This window comes from Achromobacter sp. KK8, from assembly GCF_054188005.1.
In genome coordinates, this window is sequence record NZ_CM135178.1 from 4,513,490 (window position 1) to 4,531,924 (window position 18,435).

General features: G+C 70.3%; 18 protein-coding genes. 12 read left to right on the forward strand and 6 right to left on the reverse strand.

What is annotated here, in order from left to right; all coding sequences use genetic code 11:
• Positions 1 to 2 precede the first annotated feature (2 nt).
• A complete protein-coding gene (locus ACVN9Z_RS20970; protein ID WP_020927609.1) occupies positions 3 to 1,316 on the reverse strand; it encodes an ATP-binding protein in 1,314 nt (437 codons plus the stop codon).
• 258 nt (positions 1,317 to 1,574) lie between these two features.
• Here ACVN9Z_RS20970 and chrA point away from each other — a divergent pair, with 258 nt between their 5' ends.
• Positions 1,575 to 2,834 (forward strand): chromate efflux transporter, encoded by a 1,260-nt coding sequence (chrA, locus tag ACVN9Z_RS20975; RefSeq protein ID WP_020927611.1) that lies wholly within the window; start codon positions 1,575 to 1,577, stop codon positions 2,832 to 2,834.
• An 81-nt stretch (positions 2,835 to 2,915) separates the two neighbouring features.
• On the opposite strand, the gene ACVN9Z_RS20980 is transcribed toward chrA, so the two are convergent.
• Positions 2,916 to 3,743, reverse strand: coding sequence for an enoyl-CoA hydratase (locus ACVN9Z_RS20980; protein ID WP_006386366.1), 828 nt, complete (start codon positions 3,741 to 3,743; stop codon positions 2,916 to 2,918).
• A 70-nt stretch (positions 3,744 to 3,813) separates the two neighbouring features.
• Positions 3,814 to 4,710 (reverse strand): LysR family transcriptional regulator, encoded by an 897-nt coding sequence (locus tag ACVN9Z_RS20985; protein ID WP_020927612.1) that lies wholly within the window; start codon positions 4,708 to 4,710, stop codon positions 3,814 to 3,816.
• Between the two features lie 95 nt (positions 4,711 to 4,805).
• Between ACVN9Z_RS20985 and ACVN9Z_RS20990 the strand changes: the two genes are divergently transcribed.
• On the forward strand, positions 4,806 to 5,279 hold the full coding sequence (locus ACVN9Z_RS20990) for a DMT family transporter (protein WP_020927613.1): 474 nt from the start codon (positions 4,806 to 4,808) through the stop codon (positions 5,277 to 5,279).
• Positions 5,280 to 5,310: 31 nt separating this feature from the next.
• On the opposite strand, the gene ACVN9Z_RS20995 is transcribed toward ACVN9Z_RS20990, so the two are convergent.
• The gene (locus tag ACVN9Z_RS20995) at positions 5,311 to 6,516 is read right to left on the reverse strand and encodes a multidrug effflux MFS transporter (protein WP_058664390.1); all 1,206 of its coding nucleotides are present in this window, start codon (positions 6,514 to 6,516) and stop codon (positions 5,311 to 5,313) included.
• 156 nt (positions 6,517 to 6,672) lie between these two features.
• On the opposite strand from ACVN9Z_RS20995, the gene ACVN9Z_RS21000 reads away from it, so the two are divergent.
• The gene (locus tag ACVN9Z_RS21000; protein WP_458212576.1) at positions 6,673 to 6,993 is read left to right on the forward strand and encodes a SelT/SelW/SelH family protein; all 321 of its coding nucleotides are present in this window, start codon (positions 6,673 to 6,675) and stop codon (positions 6,991 to 6,993) included.
• A gap of 78 nt (positions 6,994 to 7,071) precedes the next feature.
• Here ACVN9Z_RS21000 and ACVN9Z_RS21005 read toward each other — a convergent pair whose 3' ends face one another.
• On the reverse strand, positions 7,072 to 8,601 hold the full coding sequence (locus tag ACVN9Z_RS21005; protein ID WP_026384967.1) for a tripartite tricarboxylate transporter permease: 1,530 nt from the start codon (positions 8,599 to 8,601) through the stop codon (positions 7,072 to 7,074).
• A 3-nt stretch (positions 8,602 to 8,604) separates the two neighbouring features.
• Entirely contained in the window at positions 8,605 to 9,075 is a 471-nt protein-coding gene (locus tag ACVN9Z_RS21010; protein WP_026384968.1) for a tripartite tricarboxylate transporter TctB family protein, read from the reverse strand.
• Positions 9,076 to 9,471: 396 nt separating this feature from the next.
• Here ACVN9Z_RS21010 and gspG point away from each other — a divergent pair, with 396 nt between their 5' ends.
• From gspG to ACVN9Z_RS21055, 9 genes are all read left to right on the forward strand, one after another.
• Positions 9,472 to 9,915 (forward strand): type II secretion system major pseudopilin GspG, encoded by a 444-nt coding sequence (gene gspG, locus ACVN9Z_RS21015; protein WP_026384969.1) that lies wholly within the window; start codon positions 9,472 to 9,474, stop codon positions 9,913 to 9,915.
• A complete protein-coding gene (gene gspK / locus ACVN9Z_RS21020) occupies positions 9,887 to 10,882 on the forward strand; it encodes a type II secretion system minor pseudopilin GspK (RefSeq protein ID WP_026384970.1) in 996 nt (331 codons plus the stop codon). The genes gspG and gspK overlap by 29 nt, the downstream gene beginning before the upstream one ends.
• On the forward strand, positions 10,882 to 12,117 hold the full coding sequence (gene gspL, locus ACVN9Z_RS21025; protein ID WP_020927620.1) for a type II secretion system protein GspL: 1,236 nt from the start codon (positions 10,882 to 10,884) through the stop codon (positions 12,115 to 12,117). The genes gspK and gspL overlap by 1 nt, the downstream gene beginning before the upstream one ends.
• Positions 12,114 to 12,710 carry a type II secretion system protein GspM gene (gspM, locus tag ACVN9Z_RS21030; RefSeq protein ID WP_026384971.1) on the forward strand — a complete coding sequence of 199 codons (597 nt, stop codon included), beginning with the start codon at positions 12,114 to 12,116 and terminating at the stop codon, positions 12,708 to 12,710. Before gspL ends, gspM begins: the two co-directional genes overlap by 4 nt.
• 4 nt (positions 12,711 to 12,714) lie before the next feature.
• Entirely contained in the window at positions 12,715 to 12,891 is a 177-nt protein-coding gene (locus tag ACVN9Z_RS21035) for a hypothetical protein (RefSeq protein ID WP_155257675.1), read from the forward strand.
• Complete coding sequence (gene gspE / locus ACVN9Z_RS21040; protein WP_026384972.1) at positions 12,888 to 14,333, forward strand: type II secretion system ATPase GspE; 1,446 nt, start codon at positions 12,888 to 12,890, stop codon at positions 14,331 to 14,333. Before ACVN9Z_RS21035 ends, gspE begins: the two co-directional genes overlap by 4 nt.
• A gap of 8 nt (positions 14,334 to 14,341) precedes the next feature.
• Positions 14,342 to 15,550: a type II secretion system inner membrane protein GspF gene (gspF, locus tag ACVN9Z_RS21045; protein WP_026384973.1), complete on the forward strand. Its 1,209-nt coding sequence runs from the start codon at positions 14,342 to 14,344 to the stop codon at positions 15,548 to 15,550.
• A 244-nt stretch (positions 15,551 to 15,794) separates the two neighbouring features.
• On the forward strand, positions 15,795 to 17,030 hold the full coding sequence (locus ACVN9Z_RS21050; protein WP_006384901.1) for a substrate-binding domain-containing protein: 1,236 nt from the start codon (positions 15,795 to 15,797) through the stop codon (positions 17,028 to 17,030).
• A 130-nt stretch (positions 17,031 to 17,160) separates the two neighbouring features.
• Positions 17,161 to 18,375, forward strand: coding sequence for a PstS family phosphate ABC transporter substrate-binding protein (locus tag ACVN9Z_RS21055; RefSeq protein WP_458212577.1), 1,215 nt, complete (start codon positions 17,161 to 17,163; stop codon positions 18,373 to 18,375).
• The last annotated feature ends 60 nt before the right edge of the window (positions 18,376 to 18,435 follow it).

Sequence of the window (18,435 nt, forward strand, 5' to 3'; positions counted from 1 at the left end):
GATCAGTCCGCCGTCACCGGCGCCGACAGCCACCGCAGGACAAAACGCGCGCCGCCCAGGGGGCTGTCCTGCACCTCGATCGTGCCCTGATGGCTGGCGGCGACGCGCTTGACGATGGCCAGGCCCAGGCCGGCGCCGCCGGTGCCGCGGTCGCGGCTTTCGTCCAGGCGGATGAAGGGTTCGAAGATGCGTCCGCGGTGTTCAAGCGGGATGCCCGGGCCGTCGTCGTCCACCACCAATTCGTAGCCCCCGGCGGGGCAGCTGGTGAGTGCGATCTCGATGCGCCCGCTGGCGTACCGCACCGCGTTCTGCACCAGGTTCAGCAGCGCGCGGCTCATGTAGCGCGGATGCAGCTGGACATGGGCCGGCAGGCCATCGCGCACGTGGCAGCGCACCCCGCGCGCGTCGGCCTGGTGCGCGACCTGGGCCAGCGCTTCGCCCAGCCAGTCGCGCACGTCCACTGTTTCCTGGGTGACGACGTCTTCGGCGGGGCGCTCCAGCCGCGCGTACACCAGCAGTTCGCCCACCATCGCCTCGAGCTCGCCGATGTCGGTGCGCATGTCGTGCAGGATCTGGTCGCGCTTGGGCAGGAATTTTTCCTGGCCGAGCATGTCGACCTCGAAAGACAACCGCGCCAGCGGCGTGCGCAGTTCATGCGAAACCGCGTTGGTCAGGCTGCGCTGGTTTTCCACCAGCGCGGCGATGCGCTCGGCCATCTGGTTGAAACTCTCGCCGACGTGCCGGATACCGGAGAAATGCGAAAGCCGCACCCGTACCGCCAGGTCGCCCTGGCCCATGCGCAGCGTGGCGTTGCGCAGGGCATCCAGGTCGCGCCAGACCGGCAGCGCCCACAACAGCAGCAGGACCACCGCCAGCACCATGCAGAGCGCCAGCCAGGCGCCCCAGGTGATCCATTTTTCCAGCGACGGTTCGCCCGGCAGGCGCATTTCGAGCCATTGGCGCGGCTCGCCGGGCAGGGGCGCCAGATAGGTGTTGTACTCGTCGCGCATGATGAAGCCGCGCGTGGCCAGGTCCTGCCGTTCCTTCTCGGTGGCCTCGATCCGTTCCGGCGTCACCAGCTTGAGCTCCAGCCCGTAATGGGGCCGCAGCGAATCGCGGATGAAGGCGGCGCGCGATTCGGGTTCGATCGGGTCCAGTTCCTTGTGCAGCGCATACATCTGGCCGCGCACCGCCTGGTAGGAGAGGTCGGCGCTGACCGAATCGAGCAGGTATTCCAGGCTGCGGTTCACGAGCTGGGAGGCGGCGATATAGGCAATGGCGGCGACCACGAATATACGGATCGTGAACTTGAGCATGCTGTGATTCCTGTGGGGCGCGAGGGCCGCACATCTGCCGTCCGGGCGCATCGAGTTCCATCGCGGTGGGCTGCGGAATGCTACCGAAGGGGGCTATCGCAATCCGCCCGCATTTGTATGGAAATTGTGAAAATTCATGTAGTGATCCGGACGCCGGGATAGGTGGACGATTGAAACGATGACGCCGCCCGGCTATAAGCTTGAATCATGGAGACCCGCCATCCCGGGGGGCTTCAACCGTGTCAGAGTGCCGCCCCGATGCCGCCGCAGCCGCCTTTTCATGATGAACACGTCGCCAGCAAGACGGCGGCCAGCGAAGCCGTCCCGGCCGGACGGGGCTCCTGTATGGAGGTCTTCCTGGCTTTCCTGCGCCTGGGCTTGACGGCTTTTGGCGGTCCGGTGGCGCATCTGGCCTATTTCCGCGAGGAATTCGTCGACCGCCGCCGCTGGCTCGACGATTACGCTTTTTCCGATCTGGTGGCGCTTTGCCAGTTCCTGCCGGGGCCGGCCAGCAGCCAGGTCGGCATGGCCCTGGGCCTGAAGCGGGCGGGGTGGGCGGGCATGCTGGCCGCCTGGCTGGCGTTCACGCTGCCGTCGGCGTTGGCGATGATCCTGCTGGGCCTGGGGCTGGCGCGGTTTGGCGGCCTGGCCGGCCTGCCGGCGGTGCACGGCCTGAAAGTGGCCGCGGTGGCCGTCATCGCCCAGGCCGTATGGGGCATGGGCCGATCGCTCTGCCCCGATCGTCCGCGCGCCGGGCTGGCGATGCTGACCGCGCTGATGACGCTGGCGCTGCCGTCGACGCTGGGGCAGATCGGCGCCATCGCGTTGGGCGCCGTCGCTGGCGCCGCCCTGTTGCAGGTGCCGCCGCGGCCCCTCCTGGCCAACCGGACCCAGGGCGCGTCGCGCCTCGGCGGCTACGTCTGTCTGGCCCTGTTCATCCTGTTGCTGGTGGCGCTGCCGTTGTGGGCCGACCTGTCGGGCGCGCGGCTGGCGGCCCAACTGGCGGGGTTCTACCGTGCCGGCGCCCTGGTGTTCGGCGGCGGCCATGTCGTCCTGCCGCTGCTGCAGACGGCGGCGGTGGGCGGCGGCATGGTGCCGGACGCGGATTTCCTGGCCGGCTACGGCGTCGCGCAGGCCGTGCCCGGCCCCTTGTTCACCTTTGCCGCCTTTCTTGGCTCGGCCTCGGCCGGGCCCTTGTCGGGCTGGGCCGGCGGCCTGGCGATGCTGGTGGCCATCTTCCTGCCGGGCGCGTTGCTGGTGGCGGCGGCCTTGCCGTTCTGGGAAAGCCTGCGGCGACGGCCGGGCGTGCGCAACATGGTGGCGGGCGTGAACGCCGCGGTGGTCGGTATCCTGCTGTCGGCGCTGTATGACCCGGTATGGACCAGCGCGATCCGCGGCAAGTGGGATTTCGCGCTGGCGCTGGCGCTGTTCGGCCTGCTGGTCTATGCGCGCTGGTCGCCGTTGTGGGTGGTGCTGGCCGCGGCCGCGGGCGGTTGGGCGCTGGGCTGGCTGGCCTGACGGCCAGCGGCCGCGAGGATACTGCGCGCGCCGGCGGCGCGACGCCGCGCCCGCCGTGGCGCGCCCGCGGCGGCTGGCAGCCTATTGGCGCCAGCGCGGCGCGCGCTTCTGCAGGAAGGCGTCGATGCCTTCACCCGCGTCTTCCTCCATCATGTTGCGGGCCATGACCTCGGCGGCGTATTCGTAGGCTTCGGCCTGCGGCATCTGGCGCTGGGCGTAGAACATGCGCTTGCCGTAGCGGATGGCCGCGGGGCTCTTGGCCACGATGACGTCAACCAGGGCCTGGACCCTCGCATCCAGCTCCTGCGCGGGCGCGACGTCGTTCAGCAGGCCCCAGTCGCGCGCCTGCTCGGCGTCGATGAAGCGCGCCGTGACCAGCATCTCGAAAGCGCGCTTGGCGGCGATGTTGCGGCTCAGGGCCACGGCCGGCGTCGAGCAGAACAGGCCGGCGTTGATGCCCGACACGGCGAATCGCGCTGTGTCCTCGGCCACCGCCAGGTCGCAGCTGGCGACCAGTTGGCAGCCCGCCGCGGTGGCCACGCCGCGGACCTTGGCGATCACCGGCACCGGCAGGGCCTGCAGGCCCTGCATCACGCCGCTGCATTTGCGGAACAGGGCCAGGTAGTAATCGAACGACGGCTGGCTGCGCATCTCGCGCAGATCGTGTCCGGCGCAAAAGGCGCGGCCGGCCGACTCCAGCACCACGCAACGCAGGTCCGGCGCGCGCGCCAGCGCATCGATGGCGGCGCGCAGCGCGTCCAGCAGGCCTTCGGACAGCGCATTGAACTGCGCCGGCCGGTTCAGGCGCAGCGTGGCGACGCCGTCCCGCAGCGCGTATGACAGCAAGGGGTCTGGCGACGCGGCGGGGGCGGCCGCGGGCCGTGCAGGCATCGAAAGCTCGGATGGCATGACATCTCCTGGAGAGAGGGATATGCCGATAGTAGGCCAAAGCGAGCGGGCGGCGCCGCGTCGGCATGCGTCAGGCGAGCGCGGCGCCGAGCTGCGCGCGCAGCCACGCCAGGCCGGCATCGGCATCGGCGCGTTCATGCCAGATCATTTCGAAGGCCAGGGGCGCGATAGGAAACGGCGCCGCGCCGACCGCCAATCCCGGCGGGACCGGGTCGACCGTGCGGCGCGCCACCGTCAGCAGCAGATCGGTGCCGGCCAGCATGGCGGGCGCCGCGGTCCAGTGCGGCAGGCGCACCGCCACACGGCGCGCGTGGCCGAGGCGGGCCAACGCGGCATCGACCTCGGCGGCGCGCTGGTCCGGTCCGGCCGCGACCAGCACGTGCGGCCGCGCCAGATACGCCTGCAAGGTCGACGGCACGCCCTGGGCGGCATCGGCGGCGCAGACGAAATCCTCCAGGAACAGCACCGCGCGGCGGATGTCGGCCGGTGTTTCGCCAAACACCGACAGCGCGAGGTCCAGCTGGCCATCGGCCACGCCGGCGATCATGCCGCTGCGGCTGGCATAGCTGATTTCCAGGTCGATGCCCGGCGCCTCGCGCCGCATGTGGCGCAACAGCGGCGGCAGCGCCACGCGCGCGCCGTAGTCCGACATGGCCAGACGAAACGCGCGCCGGCTCGCCGCCGGCTCGAACACCGCGCCCGCCAGTAGCCGGCGCACCTGCGCCAGCACATCGCGCAGCGGCGCCTCCAGCGCCAGCGCGTGGGCCGTGGGGCGCAAGCCGCCCCGGGTGCGATGGAACAGGGGGTCGCCCAGCAACACCCGCAGGCGCGCCAGCGCGTGGCTCATGGCCGGCTGGCTCATTGGCAGCCGGGCGGCGGCGCGGGTGAGGTGGCGTTCATGCAGCAGGGCATCCAGCACCACCAGCAGGTTCAGGTCGATTGCCCTTAGATTATTCGTGATGTGCATATCCAAAAGACGAATATCGAATTGGATTCAATGGTTGATGAATATGAGAATAGCGCCATTCCCATTCCCCATTCATCCATTACCGGAGTCCGGCCATGAATTTCTCGACCGCCTACGTCATTCCCGCCGCCGTCCTGGCCGGCGCGCTGGTGCCGATCCAGGCCGGCGCCAACGCCGCCCTGGGGCGCCATTTGGGCCATCCCTTGTGGGCCACCATGGTGTCATTGGCGGTCAGCGCTGTCGCGGCCATGGTGGTGATGGCGCTGCTGCGGGTGCCCGCGCCCAGTTTCGGCGAGATCGGCCGGCTGCCATGGTGGGGCTGGACCGGCGGGTTGTCGGGCGTGTTCTACATCACGGCCGCACTGATGCTGGCGCCGCGTCTGGGCGCGGGCGCGTTCCTGGCGGCGGTGATCGCGGGCCAGATGCTGGCGGCGCTGCTGCTGGATCGCTATGCGCTGGTGGGCTTCGTGGGCAGCGCGCTCAATCCCGGGCGCCTGGCCGGCGCCGCGCTGATCGCGGGCGGCGCCTTGCTGATGCATCTGTCGAACGCGCCGCGCGCCGCGGCCTGAGGCGGGGCGCCGGAGCGCGCCGACGGTGGCGTCAGCGCCCCGCGCCCGCGCGGCGTGCCATCAGGCCCGACAGGCACAGCAGCGGCGCCACGATCAGCACGCCGATCAGTCCCATCGCCGCCTGCGGCGCGACGCCGTGGTCGAGCAGGGCGGTGGCGATGACGGCCGAACCGCTCATCTGGAACAGCCCGTAGACGGCGGCGGCGGTGCCGGCGCGGTCGGCGAAGGGTTCCAGCGCCAGGCTCAGGGCCGAACCGAGCGCCAGCGAGAAACCGACGGTCAGCACCGCCACCGGCAGCATGAAGATCCAGGCGGCCGAGGGCGCCCAGCGCCACGCGGCCAGGTGCATCAGCGCCGCCAGCAGCAGCGCGGCCATGCCGACCCGCAGCATGGCATGGCGGCCGAAACGCGCGATGAATACCGGCGCCAGGAAGAACGCCGCGATATTGATGGCGGCATTGCCGCCGAACCAGGCCGAGAAGCCCAGCTCGGAATAGCCCAGCTGCTGCACCAGCACCACCGGCGCGGCCGATACGAATACCAGGATCATCGCCATGCCGGCCATGCCGAAGACGGCGAAGTACAGGAAGCGGCCGCTGGCGATGATGGGCGCATAGCGGCGCAGGCTGTACAGCGGCGCGCGGCCGGACGGCGGCGCGGCCCGCGTCTCGTCGAAGCGCCAGGCCAGCAGCAGGGCCAGCGCCAGCGCGAACAGCACCATGAAGACGAACGTGCTGCGCCAGCCCAGGTGCACGGCCAGGGCGCCGCCCAGCATCGGCGCCAGCGCCGGCACCGTGCAAAGGGCGCCGTTGAGGTAACTGTAGACACGCGCGCCGACAGCGGGACTGAACCGGTCGCGCACCGCCGCGAACGCCACCAGCGAGGCCGAGCAGGCGCCCAGGCCCTGGATCACGCGGGCGGCATAGAACAGTTCCAGCGAGGTGGCGGCCGCGCCCAGCGCCGATCCCAGCAGGTAGGCAAGCGCGCCGCCCAGCGCCACCGGCCGCCGGCCGTAGCGGTCGGCCAGCGGGCCGATGAGGACCTGGCCGACGCCGACCGCGAAAATGAAGAGGGTGATGCTGGCCTGCAGCGCGCTCATCGGCTGCTCGAAGCCGGCCGCCATGGCCGGCAGCGAGGGCAGGTAGATGTCGATGCCCATGGGCGTCAGCGTGACCAGCCCCATCAGGAGGCCGATCAGCCAGGATTGGCGGCGGGCGGCGGGTAATGCAGACTTCATGGCAGGCTCGGGGCGCGTTGCACGCCCGGGAAAACCCGACATTATCCACCAGCCTGCGCCTGCCCTGAAAGCCGCCCCGCCTGGGGGCCGGGCGAAGGCCGCCCAGGCGTTGGCAAACGCGCGGCGGTATCTGGCTGGCGTAGAATGATCCGCGCCATGACTACCGCCGCCGCCCGTCCCCGCATCGTCATCCTCTATTGCACGCAGTGCCAATGGCTGTTGCGCGCCGGCTGGATGGCGCAGGAGCTGTTGTCCACCTTCGCCACCGACCTGGGCGAGGTGGCGCTGCAGCCCGGCACCGGCGGCGTGTTCCAGATCACTTATGACGGCGAACTGCTCTGGGACCGCAAGCGCGATGGCGGCTTTCCCGAGGCCAAGGTGCTCAAGCAACGTGTGCGCGACCGCCTCGATCCGGGTCGGCCGCTGGGCCATATCGACGGTCATCGCGCCGCGACCGAAGATCCGTCCGGGGCGTAAGCGCGGGCGCGGCGCGAGTCGCGCCTCTGCAAATGGGACAGCCGCCCCGGGGGCGGCCGTCCATCGGCGCGGCGTGGCTCAGGCCGCCGAACCGGATTCCCGCAGGGCCGCCTGCATCCTGTTCCTGTGGCGCACGGCCGATACCAGCAGCAGGGCGATCAGCATCACGCAGGCCAGCACGAAGCCCAGGCTGATCGGACGCGTCACGAAGATAGCCAGGTCGCCGCGCGACAGCAGCAGGGCGCGGCGGAAGTTCTCTTCCACCATCGGCCCGAGCACGAAGCCCAGCAGCAGCGGCGCCGGTTCGAAACGCAACCGTATCAACGCATAGCCGGCCGCGCCGAACAGCGTCACCATGCCCACGTCGAACAGGTTGTTGTTGGTGCTGTAGACGCCGACGCAGACGAAGAACAGCGCCGCCGGGAACAGGTAGCGGAACGGCACGGTCAACAGGCGCACCCACATGCCGATCAGCGGCAGGTTGAGCAACAGCAGCAGCACGTTGCCGACCCAGAAGCTGGCGATCAGCCCCCAGAACATGTCGGCGTGTTCGACCATCATCTGCGGTCCGGGCTGGATGCCGTGGATGATCAACGCGCCCAGCATCAATGCCATCACCGGGTCGCCGGGGATGCCCAGGCTCATGGTGGGGATGAAGCTGGTCTGGGTCGAGGCACTGGTGGCGGCCTCGGGGCCGGCGATGCCCTCGATGGCGCCGCGGCCGAAGCGGCGCGGCTCGCGCGCCACTTTCTTTTCCACCGCGTACGAGATGAACGAGGCGATGGTCGGGCCGGTGCCCGGCAGGATGCCGAATGCCGCGCCGATGGCGGTGCCGCGCACCAGGGCGCCGCGCGACTGCTTGATGTCGCCGGCTTCGGGGCGCATCGACTTCATGCTGACCTTGGTGCTGGTGACCTTGGTGTCGCCGCCGATCTGGTTGATGTTCTTGAGGAAGTCCGCCACGCCGAACAGGCCCATGGCCAGCGCCACGATCTGCAGGCCGTCGCTCAGTTCGAGGATGCCGAAGTGAAAGCGCATGGTGCCGGTGTTGACGTCGGTGCCGATCACGCCGAGCAACAGGCCGACCACCACCATCGCCACGCCCTTGATCGCCGAGCCCTTGGCCAGCGTGGCGCCGGCCAGCAGGCCCAGCATCATCATCGAGAAGTACTCGGCCGGGCCGAACTTGAAGGCCACGTCGACCAGCAGCGGCGAGAACAGGATCATCGCCAGGATGCCGACGGAGGCACCGCAGAACGACGAGAACATCAGCATGAACAGCGCCGAGCCGGCCTTGCCGTTGCGCGCCAGCGGATTGCCATCCAGGCAGGCCACCGCGTGCGAGGCGGTGCCCGGCAGGTTCAGCATGATGGAGGTGATGCCGCCGCCATACTGCGAGCCGTAGTAGATGCCCGACAGCATCACCAGCGCCGCGGTCGGCGTCATGGTGTAGGTCAGCGGCAGCAGGATCGAGATGGCGGCCAGCACGCCCATGCCGGGCAGCACGCCGATCAGGTTGCCCATGAACACGCCGAACACGGCCCACAACAGGTTGTCGAGCGCGAACGCCACCGAGAACCCGTGCATCAGGTTATTGAGGATTTCCATGGCTCAACCCCAGCGGAACAGCGGGAACTGCAACTGCAGCGCCCAGGAGAACACCGCGACGCCGAGCAGCGTCACGCCTACCGCCAGCAGCGCCGCGCTGCGCGCGGTGTGCTGGCGGTCGCCCATGGCCGAGATGAAGACCAGCGCGAACGTAGCGGGCACCAGGCCGCCGAATTTGCCGATCAGGATGAAAGCCATCAGGCCGCCGATGATGCAGCCCCAGCCGCGCCATTCGGGCGGGGGGATGTCCTCGGCGTCCTCTTCCGCCGCCAGGGGCGAGTAGGCCGTGCGAGCGATGACCAGCCCCAGCAGGACCAGCAGCACGCCGAGGATGGCGGGGAACATGCCCGGGCCCATGCGGGCCAGGCTGCCGATGGTGTACGTGGATGCCTGCGCGATGGCGCCCAGGCCGAGCACGATCATCGTGCCCGCGGCCCACGCCTCGCGCTTGATGACGCTGCGTTTGGATTGCATTGGATTCCTTCCTCCCTTTGTTGTGGCTTTCTTCCGAGACTGACTTGGATCTGAAAAAAAGCTGACATTCCAATGAATGCGGGAGTCTAAAAATCCAAACTTCCGTTCACCTTTCAGGAAACGGAAAAAATTGCGGCGCCCCGGCGAAGCCGCCGGCAGAACGCGGGAAATCCCTAGGCGGTTGCCGGATCCAAAGGCGCCGCAAATGCCGCCGGCGCGCGCGTCGACTGCCTTTCAAAGCTCCACACAATGGGTCAAATGCGTGAAATCCGGGTTGGCCACACTGTGCGGACCCGAGGGGCGGTGCGGGCGGTTTCGCCGCCACCCGCCATGCCGTCCCCCGGGCTCCCCATGTGATTGCCCCGGAGTCCAAGCGCGATGAAAGCAGGCCGGTTCATGACGGATAGGCAGTACCCGCCCAGGCGCCGGCAGCGTGGTTTCACGCTGATCGAGATCATGGTGGTGATCGTCATCATGGGTATCCTGGCCGCGCTGATCGTGCCGCGGCTGCTGGACCGGCCCGACCAGGCGCGCGCGGTGGCGGCGCGCCAGGACATCAGCGCGCTGATGCAGGCGCTCAAGCTGTACCGGCTCGACAACGGCAGTTACCCCAATACCGAGCAGGGCCTGCGCGCCCTGGTCGAACGACCGGCTTCGGGGCCGGGCGCCTCGAGCGCCTGGCGCGCCTACCTGGACCGCCTGCCGAATGATCCCTGGGGCCACCCGTATCAATACCTGAACCCCGGCACCCGGGGCGAGATCGACGTGTTTTCGCTGGGCGCGGACGGCAAGCCGGATGGAGACGCGGGCAATGCCGACATCGGTTCCTGGCAGCTGTGACCGGCAGCGCGGCATGGCGGTGATCAGCGCCTTGCTGGTGGTGGCGGCGGTGACGATGATCGTCGCGTCGTTGCTGCAGCGCCAGGACACTTTCCTGCGCGCGGTGCAGGCGGCGCAGACGCGCGCCCAGGCCCAGGCCGTGCTCGAAGCCGGGCTGGGCCTGGCGCGCCAGTTGTTGCGGGAGGACAGCCGGCGCCAGGCCGCGACACGCGCCGATGGCGACTGGGCCGCGCCCATCATCGACACGCGGCTGCAACCGCCCGGCCGCGATACCGCCTTCGTCGGCCGGCTGGAGGACGAGCAGGGCAAGTTCAACCTGCGCAACCTGGTGTTCGAAGGACGGCTGCACCAGGACGGCGTGGAGGAACTGCTGCGCCTGTGCGCCCTGGTTGGCGTGGCGCCCGAGGTGGGCATGGCCATCGCCCAGCGCATGCTCGATTCGCAGCCGGGGGCGGCGTCGGGCTCGGCGCTGCCGGCGCCGCGCGGCCTGGAGGAGCTTGCCGGCGTGGCGGGCGTGAACGTGGTGGTGCTGGCGCGGCTGCGGCGCCATGTGACGGTGCTGCCGCGCGTCACCCTGGTCAACGTCAACACCGCCAGCGCCGAAGTCATCGCGGCGCGCGTGCCGGGCATGTCGCTGGAGCAGGCCAGGGCCATGGTGGCGCAGCGCGACGGCGGCCTCTGGTTCGTCAACCAGGGCGACTTCGCCAATCGCCTGGCCAGCGCCAGCGGCGCCGGGCAGGCCGCGGGCGCCGATACAGGCAGCAACGCAAGCGGCAACGCCAGCAACAACGCCCGCGGCGACACCCCCGTGGCGGCGCCGCAAGCGCCGCGCGTGGCGGTGGCCAGCGGCTGGTTCACCTTGACCGGCGCGGCCCGGCTGGGCGACGCGATCCTGCCGTTGAAGGCGCTGCTGGCGCGCACCAGCGACGGCGCCTCGCGCATCGTCTGGTCGCGGGAAGGCGCGTGATGGCCTCGATCCGCGTGCTGTTGCCGCCATTGCGCATTCTCGCGGCTGATACGCCGCTGCCCCTGGCGGTGCAAGAGAAGGCCGGCTGGCGCCGCCAGGCGCCCCTGTCCCTGGCGGAACTGGGGCGGCGCTGGCCGGGCGCGCGCGTCACCGTTTTCCTGCATCCCGAAGACCTCACGCTGACGTCGGTGTCGTTGCCGCCGCTGACGCGGGCCCGCTTGCGGATCGCGGTGGAAGGCGCGATCGAACCGCTGGCGCTGGGGGACCCCGACACCTTGCGCATCGGCCACGGCCCCCGCGACGCCGATGGGTGGGTCGCCGTGGCCTGGGTCGACGCCCAGGCGGCCGCGGATGCGCAGTCGTTGCTCGCCGCCAGCGGACTGTCGCTGGCGGCCTTCGCGCCGACGCCGTTGTGGCTGCCCGAGACCGCGTCGGGCTGGACGCTGTATTGCCTGGATGGCTACCTGGTGGCGCGCCAGCCCGACGGACGCGGCGCGCTATATGCGCTGGAAATGGCCGATGGCGACACGCCGTCGACACTGGCGCGGACGTTGGGGCCGGACGCCGCCGCTTGCGCCGCCGGCGCCCGCCAGTGGATCGGCGCCGTGCCGGCGCAGTGGCGTGGCGATGCGGCCGATCCGGTGTTGCCGGAGGCGGCCTGCGGCGTGATGGCCGATATCCCCTGGACCATCGCGGCCGCCGCCGACGGCCATGCAGCGGCCGGCGCCTGGGGCTGGGGCAGGGCGACCGCGCTGGCCATGGCGGCGGCCGCGGTATGGATGGCCGGCCTGGCATTGCAGGCAACCCGGTTGGAACATGGCGCGCAGGCCCTGCGCCAGCAACAGGCGCAGGCGTTGCGCCAGGTGTTTCCGTCGATCACCACGGTGGTCGACCCGCTGGCGCAGGCGCGCCGGCAATTGGCCGCACGCCGCGCCGGCACGGGCGATGACTGGCGCGAACTCGGATTCCTGTTGCGGGCGGCGCGCGAACACATGGCCTTCGCCGCGGGCGACGTGCTGGCCTGGCGCTATGAGGCGGGCGGCCTGGAGCTGGACATGCCGCCCGCGGCCCGTCCCGGGACGCAGGATGCGCCCGCCGACGGCAAGCCGGCGGCTACGCCCGGCTGGGTCCAGGCGGCGCGCCAGGCGGGCTTGGCGGTCCAGGCCACCGCGACCGGTTGGCGCCTGCGCCGCGCGCCGGCGGATGCCGAGGCCGGGAAGGCGGAACGCTCATGACGCTGGCGCCTCCTCCCAGGCCGCTGGGCCTGCCGGCGCTCTGGCGCGGTCGCTGGCGCGCGCGCCGCCAGGCCTGGCAAGCCCGCGGCGTGGCGGCATGGACGCGCCTGTCGCACAGCGAAAAACGCCTGCTGGCGCTTTGTGCCTGCGTCGTCGGCGCGGCGCTGTGCTGGCTGGCGGTGATCGAACCGTCGCTGGCGCGCATCGAGCGCAGCCGGCAAGCGCTGCGGCAGCTGGAAGCGGGCGCGCGCGAACTTGATGCCGTATTGCGCCAGGCCGGCCCGCCGCCAACGGCGCGGCAGGCGGCGGTGTCGGCCGAAACACTGGGCCGCTGGCTCGATGCGGCCGGACTGGCGGGCCGCTACGAGGTCAGCGCCGACGCCGCCGGCGCCTGGCGCATTCGCTTCGACCACGCGCCCGCCGCGCCGCTGGCGGCCTGGCTGCTGGCCGGCCCGGCGCCGTTGCCGCTGGCGTTGACGCGCGTCGAGCTGCAACGCCAGGACGAAGCCGAGCCCGCCGAGCCTGGCGTAGCGCCGGGCGAAGGCCTGGCCGGCGTGGTGCTGCTCGGTCCCATTTCCCCCAACGAAAGGTAATCCCGTGACGCAGTACCCCTTGCAGCGCACCGTCTACCGCGCGTCCGCCCGCCGCACCGCCGCCAGCATGGCCAAGCTGCTGGCGCTGGCGGGGTGCGCGCCCCAGCAACGGCAGGCTGGTCCCGTGGCCGAGGTATCGATCGACCGCGTGCCGCCCCTGGCATCGTCGCTGGCGCCATGAACGCGCGCGATGCCAGTCCGCGTCACAAGCTGCCCTATGCCTGGGCGCGCCAGCACCGGGCGCTGCTGCAGTGGCAGGGCGGGGGTGTCGGCGAACTGGTCATCACCGACCAGACGCCGGCCTGGGCCGTGATCGAGGCGCGGCGTCGCCATGGCCCCATGGCGCTGCGCCGCGCCGCCGACGCCGAGTTCGACGGGCTGCTGGCCGCCGCCTACGCCGATGCCGGCGACGCCGCCTCGGTGGTCGGCGCGGCCGAGAACGAGGTCGACCTGGACCGCCTGCTGCACGAGATGCCCGAGGTCACCGACCTGCTGGACGCGCAGGACGACGCGCCGGTGATCCGCATGATCAACGCGCTCTTCACGCAGGCCGCGCGCGACGGCGCCAGCGACATCCACATCGAGCCCTATGAAACCCATTCGGTGGTGCGCTACCGGGTCGACGGCGGGCTGCGCGACGTGGTCAGCCCGCGCAAGGCGTTGCACGGCGCGCTGATCTCGCGCATCAAGATCATGGCGCACCTGGACATCGCCGAAAAACGGCTGCCGCAGGACGGGCGCATCGCGCTGCGCGTGGGCGGCCGGCCGATCGACATCCGCGTTTCCACCGTGCCCACCGGCCACGGCGAACGCGCGGTGCTGCGCCTGCTGGACAAGGAGGCCGGCCGCCTGCGGCTGGAGAAGCTGGGCATGGCGCCGGGCGTGCTGCGCGAACTGGATCGCCTGGTGCACCAGCCGCATGGCATCGTGCTGGTCACCGGGCCCACCGGCAGCGGCAAGACCACCACGCTGTATGCCGCGCTGGGCCAGATCGACGCCGCCACCTCGAACGTGCTGACGGTCGAGGATCCGGTGGAATACGACCTGCCGGGCATCAGCCAGATCCAGGTCAACGCCAAGATCGACATGAGCTTCGCGGTGGCGCTGCGCGCCATCCTGCGGCAGGACCCGGACGTCATCATGATCGGCGAGATCCGCGACCTGGAGACCGCGCAGATCGCGGTGCAGGCCTCGCTGACGGGCCACCTGGTGCTGGCCACGCTGCACACCAACGATGCCGTTTCGGCGCTGACGCGGCTGACCGACATGGGCGTGGAACGCTTCCTGCTGGCCTCGTCGCTGCTGGGCGTGCTGGCGCAGCGTCTGGTGCGGCGCCTGTGCCCGGACTGCCGCCGGCCATCGCCGCAGGAACCGGGCCTGTTCGAGCCGGTGGGTTGTCCGGCCTGCAACCACACGGGTTATCGCGGCCGCACCGGCATCCACGAGTTGTACATCGTCGATGACGCCCAGCGCGGCCTGATCCACGAGGGCGCCGGCGAACAGCAGCTGCGCGTGGCCGCGCAGCGCGCCGGCATGAAGCTGATGCGCGAGGACGGCGAACGCTGGGTGCTTGCCGGCCAGACCTCGCGCGAGGAAATCATCCGCGTCACGCGGGACGGGTAGGGCGGACCATGGCGGATTTTCGTTTCGAAGCGGCCGACGCGCTCGGCAGGATCCAGCGCGGCGTGTTGAGCGCCGACAGCGCCCGCGCCGCCCGCGCGCAGCTGCGGGCCCAGGGGCTGACCGCGCTGGCGGTGCGCCTGTCGGCCCGGCGCGGAGCCGGCTCGGCGGAGCTGTTCGCCGCGCGGCTGTCCGATAGCGATCTGGCCTGGGCCACGCGCCAGCTTGCCAGCCTGCTGGCCGCCGGGCTGCCGCTGGAGGGCGCGCTGTCGGCCACCGTCGAGCAGGCCGAAAAGAAGCATATCGCCGCCACGTTTTCCGGCGTGCGCGCCGACGTGCGCGGCGGGCAACGCTTTTCCGATGCCCTGAGCGCCCGGCCGCGCGATTTCCCGCCGATCTACCGCGCCCTGATCAAGGCCGGCGAGGACTCCGGCGACCTGGCCCGCATCATGGAACGGCTGGCCGACTACATCGAGGGGCGCAATGCGCTGCGCTCGAAAGTGCTGACCGCGTTCATCTATCCGGCCATCGTCGGGGTGGTGTCGATCTGCATCGTGGTGTTCCTGCTGGCCTACGTCGTGCCGCAGGTGGTCAGCGCCTTTTCGCAGGCCCGCCAGGAGCTGCCCTGGATCACCCGCGCCATGCTCGCCGCCAGCGATTACGTGCGCGCCTGGGGCGGCTTGAACGCGCTGGTCGCGGCGCTGCTGTTCGGCCTGTGGCGCCTGTCGCAGCGCGCCGAGGCGGCGCGGCTCGCGTGGCACGGGCGCATCCTGCGGCTGCCGATGATCGGCCGCTTCGCGCTGGGCGTGAACACCGCGCGTTTCGCCGCCACGCTGGCGATCCTGGCCGATGCCGGCGTGCCGCTGCTGCGCGCGCTGGACGCCGCGCGGCAGACGCTGGCCAACGACTGCCTGCGCCGCGCGGTGCTCGACGCCACCGAACGCATCGAAGGCGGGTCGGGCCTGGGCGCCGCGCTGCGCCAGCAGAAGGTGTTTCCGCCGCTGCTCTGCCACCTGGTCGCCAGCGGCGAGAAGACCGGCACGCTGGCGCGCATGCTGGACCGCGCCGCGCAGACGCTGTCCGCCGACATCGAGCGGCGCGCCATGGCCATGACGGCGATGCTCGAACCGCTGATGATCCTGATCATGGGCGGGGTGGTGCTGACCATCGTGCTGGCGGTGATGCTGCCGATCATGGAGATCAACCAGATGGTGGGCTGAGACGGTATCGACACGCGCGCCGCAACGTGAAGGCGCAATCGGCGCGGGCGTAGCGAACTCCGCACATCTCCGCACATTCTTACCTCACTCCACACCTTTTTTCCCGTCGCTGTCACCTCGTCTGATCAACATGTCTCCAACGCATCAGGCCGGCCTTTGCAGAGCGCCGCCGGATGCGTTCTCGGGTCCATTCGTTCTTTTCTCCCCACGCAGTTCTCTCCTAAACGAGTGCAAGGAGCAAGACATGTTCAATCGCAATTCCCTGGTCGCCGCGCTGTCGGCGGTCGGCATGCTGTCCCTGTCGGGCGCCGCCCTGGCGCAACAGGTCGTGGTGTCGGGTGGCGCGACGCTGCCCCAACCGCTGTACCAGGATGAAATCAACAGCTTCCCGGCGTCGACCTTCAAGGCCTACGTCGGCAAGGGCAGCGGCGCGGGCAAGACCGCCTTCCTGACCAACAGCGCCGTCGGCTTCGACAGCACCGGCGTGGTCCACTGGATCGGCAGCGACTCGATCCTGACCCAGACCCAGATCAACGACTACCTGACGACCGGCCTGGGCAAGATCGGCAACACCTCGGGCCATGGCCCGCTGGTCCAGATCCCGTCGGTGGGCACGCCCGTGACGATCTCGTACAAGGGTCCCGCGGCCGGCGTCACGCTGAACAAGGCGCAGCTGTGCGGCGTGCTGTCGGGCAAGTACACCAAGTGGAGCGACGTCGGTGTCTCCTCCGGCTCGGCGCCCGACGCCTTCACGGTGATCTACCGTTCGGACAGCAGCGGCACCACCGAACTGCTGACCCGCCACCTGCAGGCCGTCTGCGGCACCGACGCCAACGTCGCGTTCAGCGGCAAGAGCACGTTCGCCCAGGAATTCCCGGGCAACACGCCGCCGGCCAACTTCCTGGCCGCCGCCGGCAGCGGCGGCGTGGCCACGGCCATCAGCGCCCAGGCCTCGGCCATCACCTACCTGAGCCCGGATCCCTCCTTCACCGTTGCGCTCGAACAGGCCTCGCTGATCAACAAGAACAACAGCGTGGCGTACGCGCCGACCTCGGCCAACGTCAGCACCGCCCTGGGTAGCGCGGCGGCCCTGCCGCCCGCCACCGGTGTGGTGCAACGTGACCCGGCCGGCGCCAACTGGACCGACACGAACAACCAGGCCAACCCGTTCAACTGGGTGCGTTCGACGGTCAACCCGGGTTCGGGCTACCCGATCGTGGGCTACACCAACTTCGTGTTCAGCCAGTGCTACACCGACGCGGCCGTGGCCACGGCGATCAAGAACTTCCTGACCACGCACTACTCGACCGCCAACTCGACCGTCGGTGGCAGCAACCCCGGCAAGATCGACCAGCACAAGCTGGTTCCGCTGACCCCGGCGAACCGCACGCGCGTGCTGGCCGCCTTCATCAACGGCACCACCGCCAACCTGAACATCAACAACGCGACGGTTTGCGGCAGCTACGCCGGCCGTGGTTGATTTCACGATGGTTCGCTAGCACTGGCCGTCAAGGCAGAGCGGGGCGGAGCAACCGGCAACGGGGCTTCGCCCTTTTTTTTCCAGGGCGCGGCGCTACATGCCGGCAGGCGCCCGATGCCCGGAGTTCGCCATGAGCAATTACCTTCTCCGCTTCGCCACGCTGTGCCTGCTGGCCCAGGCCTGCATCCACGGCGCGGCCGCCGGCCAGACGATAGTCTCGGGCGGCGCCAGCTTGCCCCTGCCGCTGTACCAGGAGACCCTCGCCAAACTCCCGCCGGGGATTTTTCCGTCCTACGTGGGTACGGGCAGCACGGCCGGATTGCGCGCGTTCCTGCTCAATACCGCGGACACGTTCGGCCGCAACGGGGCAGTCCACTGGATTGGCAGCGAGACGCCGTTGACCCAGGCGCAGATCGCCGACTACCTGGTCCAGGGTTGGGGCCGGCAGGGCGACCCCGCCGGCCACGGGCCGTTGATCCAGATTCCGGCCGCGTATGTGGCCGTCACGATTTCCTACAAGGGCCCGTCGCAGCCCGTCACGCTGAGTTCCCGGCAGCTTTGCGCGATCTTCTCGGGCATGGTGGATCGCTGGAGCCAGTTGGGTGTGTCGGTGCCGCCCTCGCTGGACGCCTTCAAGCTGGTCTACCGTGCAGACGGCAGCGGCACTACCGCGTTACTGACCCGTCATCTGCGTGCCGTCTGCGAAACCGGCGGCGCCTTGCGGTTCACTGGCAAGAGTGTGTTCCGGGAGGAGTTCCCGCCCGGGCCCTTGCCGGCCCATTTCGTCGAGGCGCATGGAGACGACGGCGCCGCCGCGGCGATGGCGGGGAATGTCTCGGCCATCACCTATATCGGACCGGACCCCGCCTACACCGCCGGCATCAAACAGGCCTGGCTGGTCAACCTGCATGATGGGGTGGCCTACCTGCCGACGTCCGCCAATGTCCTCGCGGCAATGGAATCGACCGGCGCGCCGGCGCTGCCCAACGGCACGGCGGTGGGGCACGGTCCGGGCGCGCCGGGCTGGTCGTCGCCGGACAATCCGGGCAATCCGGCCAACTGGGTGCGGATCGTGGCGGATCCGCCCGGCGGCTATCCGATCGTGGGCTCCACCAACCTGGTGCTGAGCCAGTGCTATGCCGATACCATCGTCACGAGCGCCTTGCGGGTGTTTCTCAAGCGCCTGTACGAGGACCCCGCGGCCATCGCCAGCCATCAGTTGACGCCGCTGCCCGCCACGCTGCGCGCGCACCTGCTGGCCACCTTCGTCAGCCCCGCGGGGACGCCGGCGCGCTTGAACCTCGGCAATGCGGCCGTGTGCGGCGACGTCGCCGGCCGTGGCTGAGGCGCGCGCCGCACTGTTACGCCACTCCACACCTTTTTTCCCGCCGCTGTCATCTGGCGG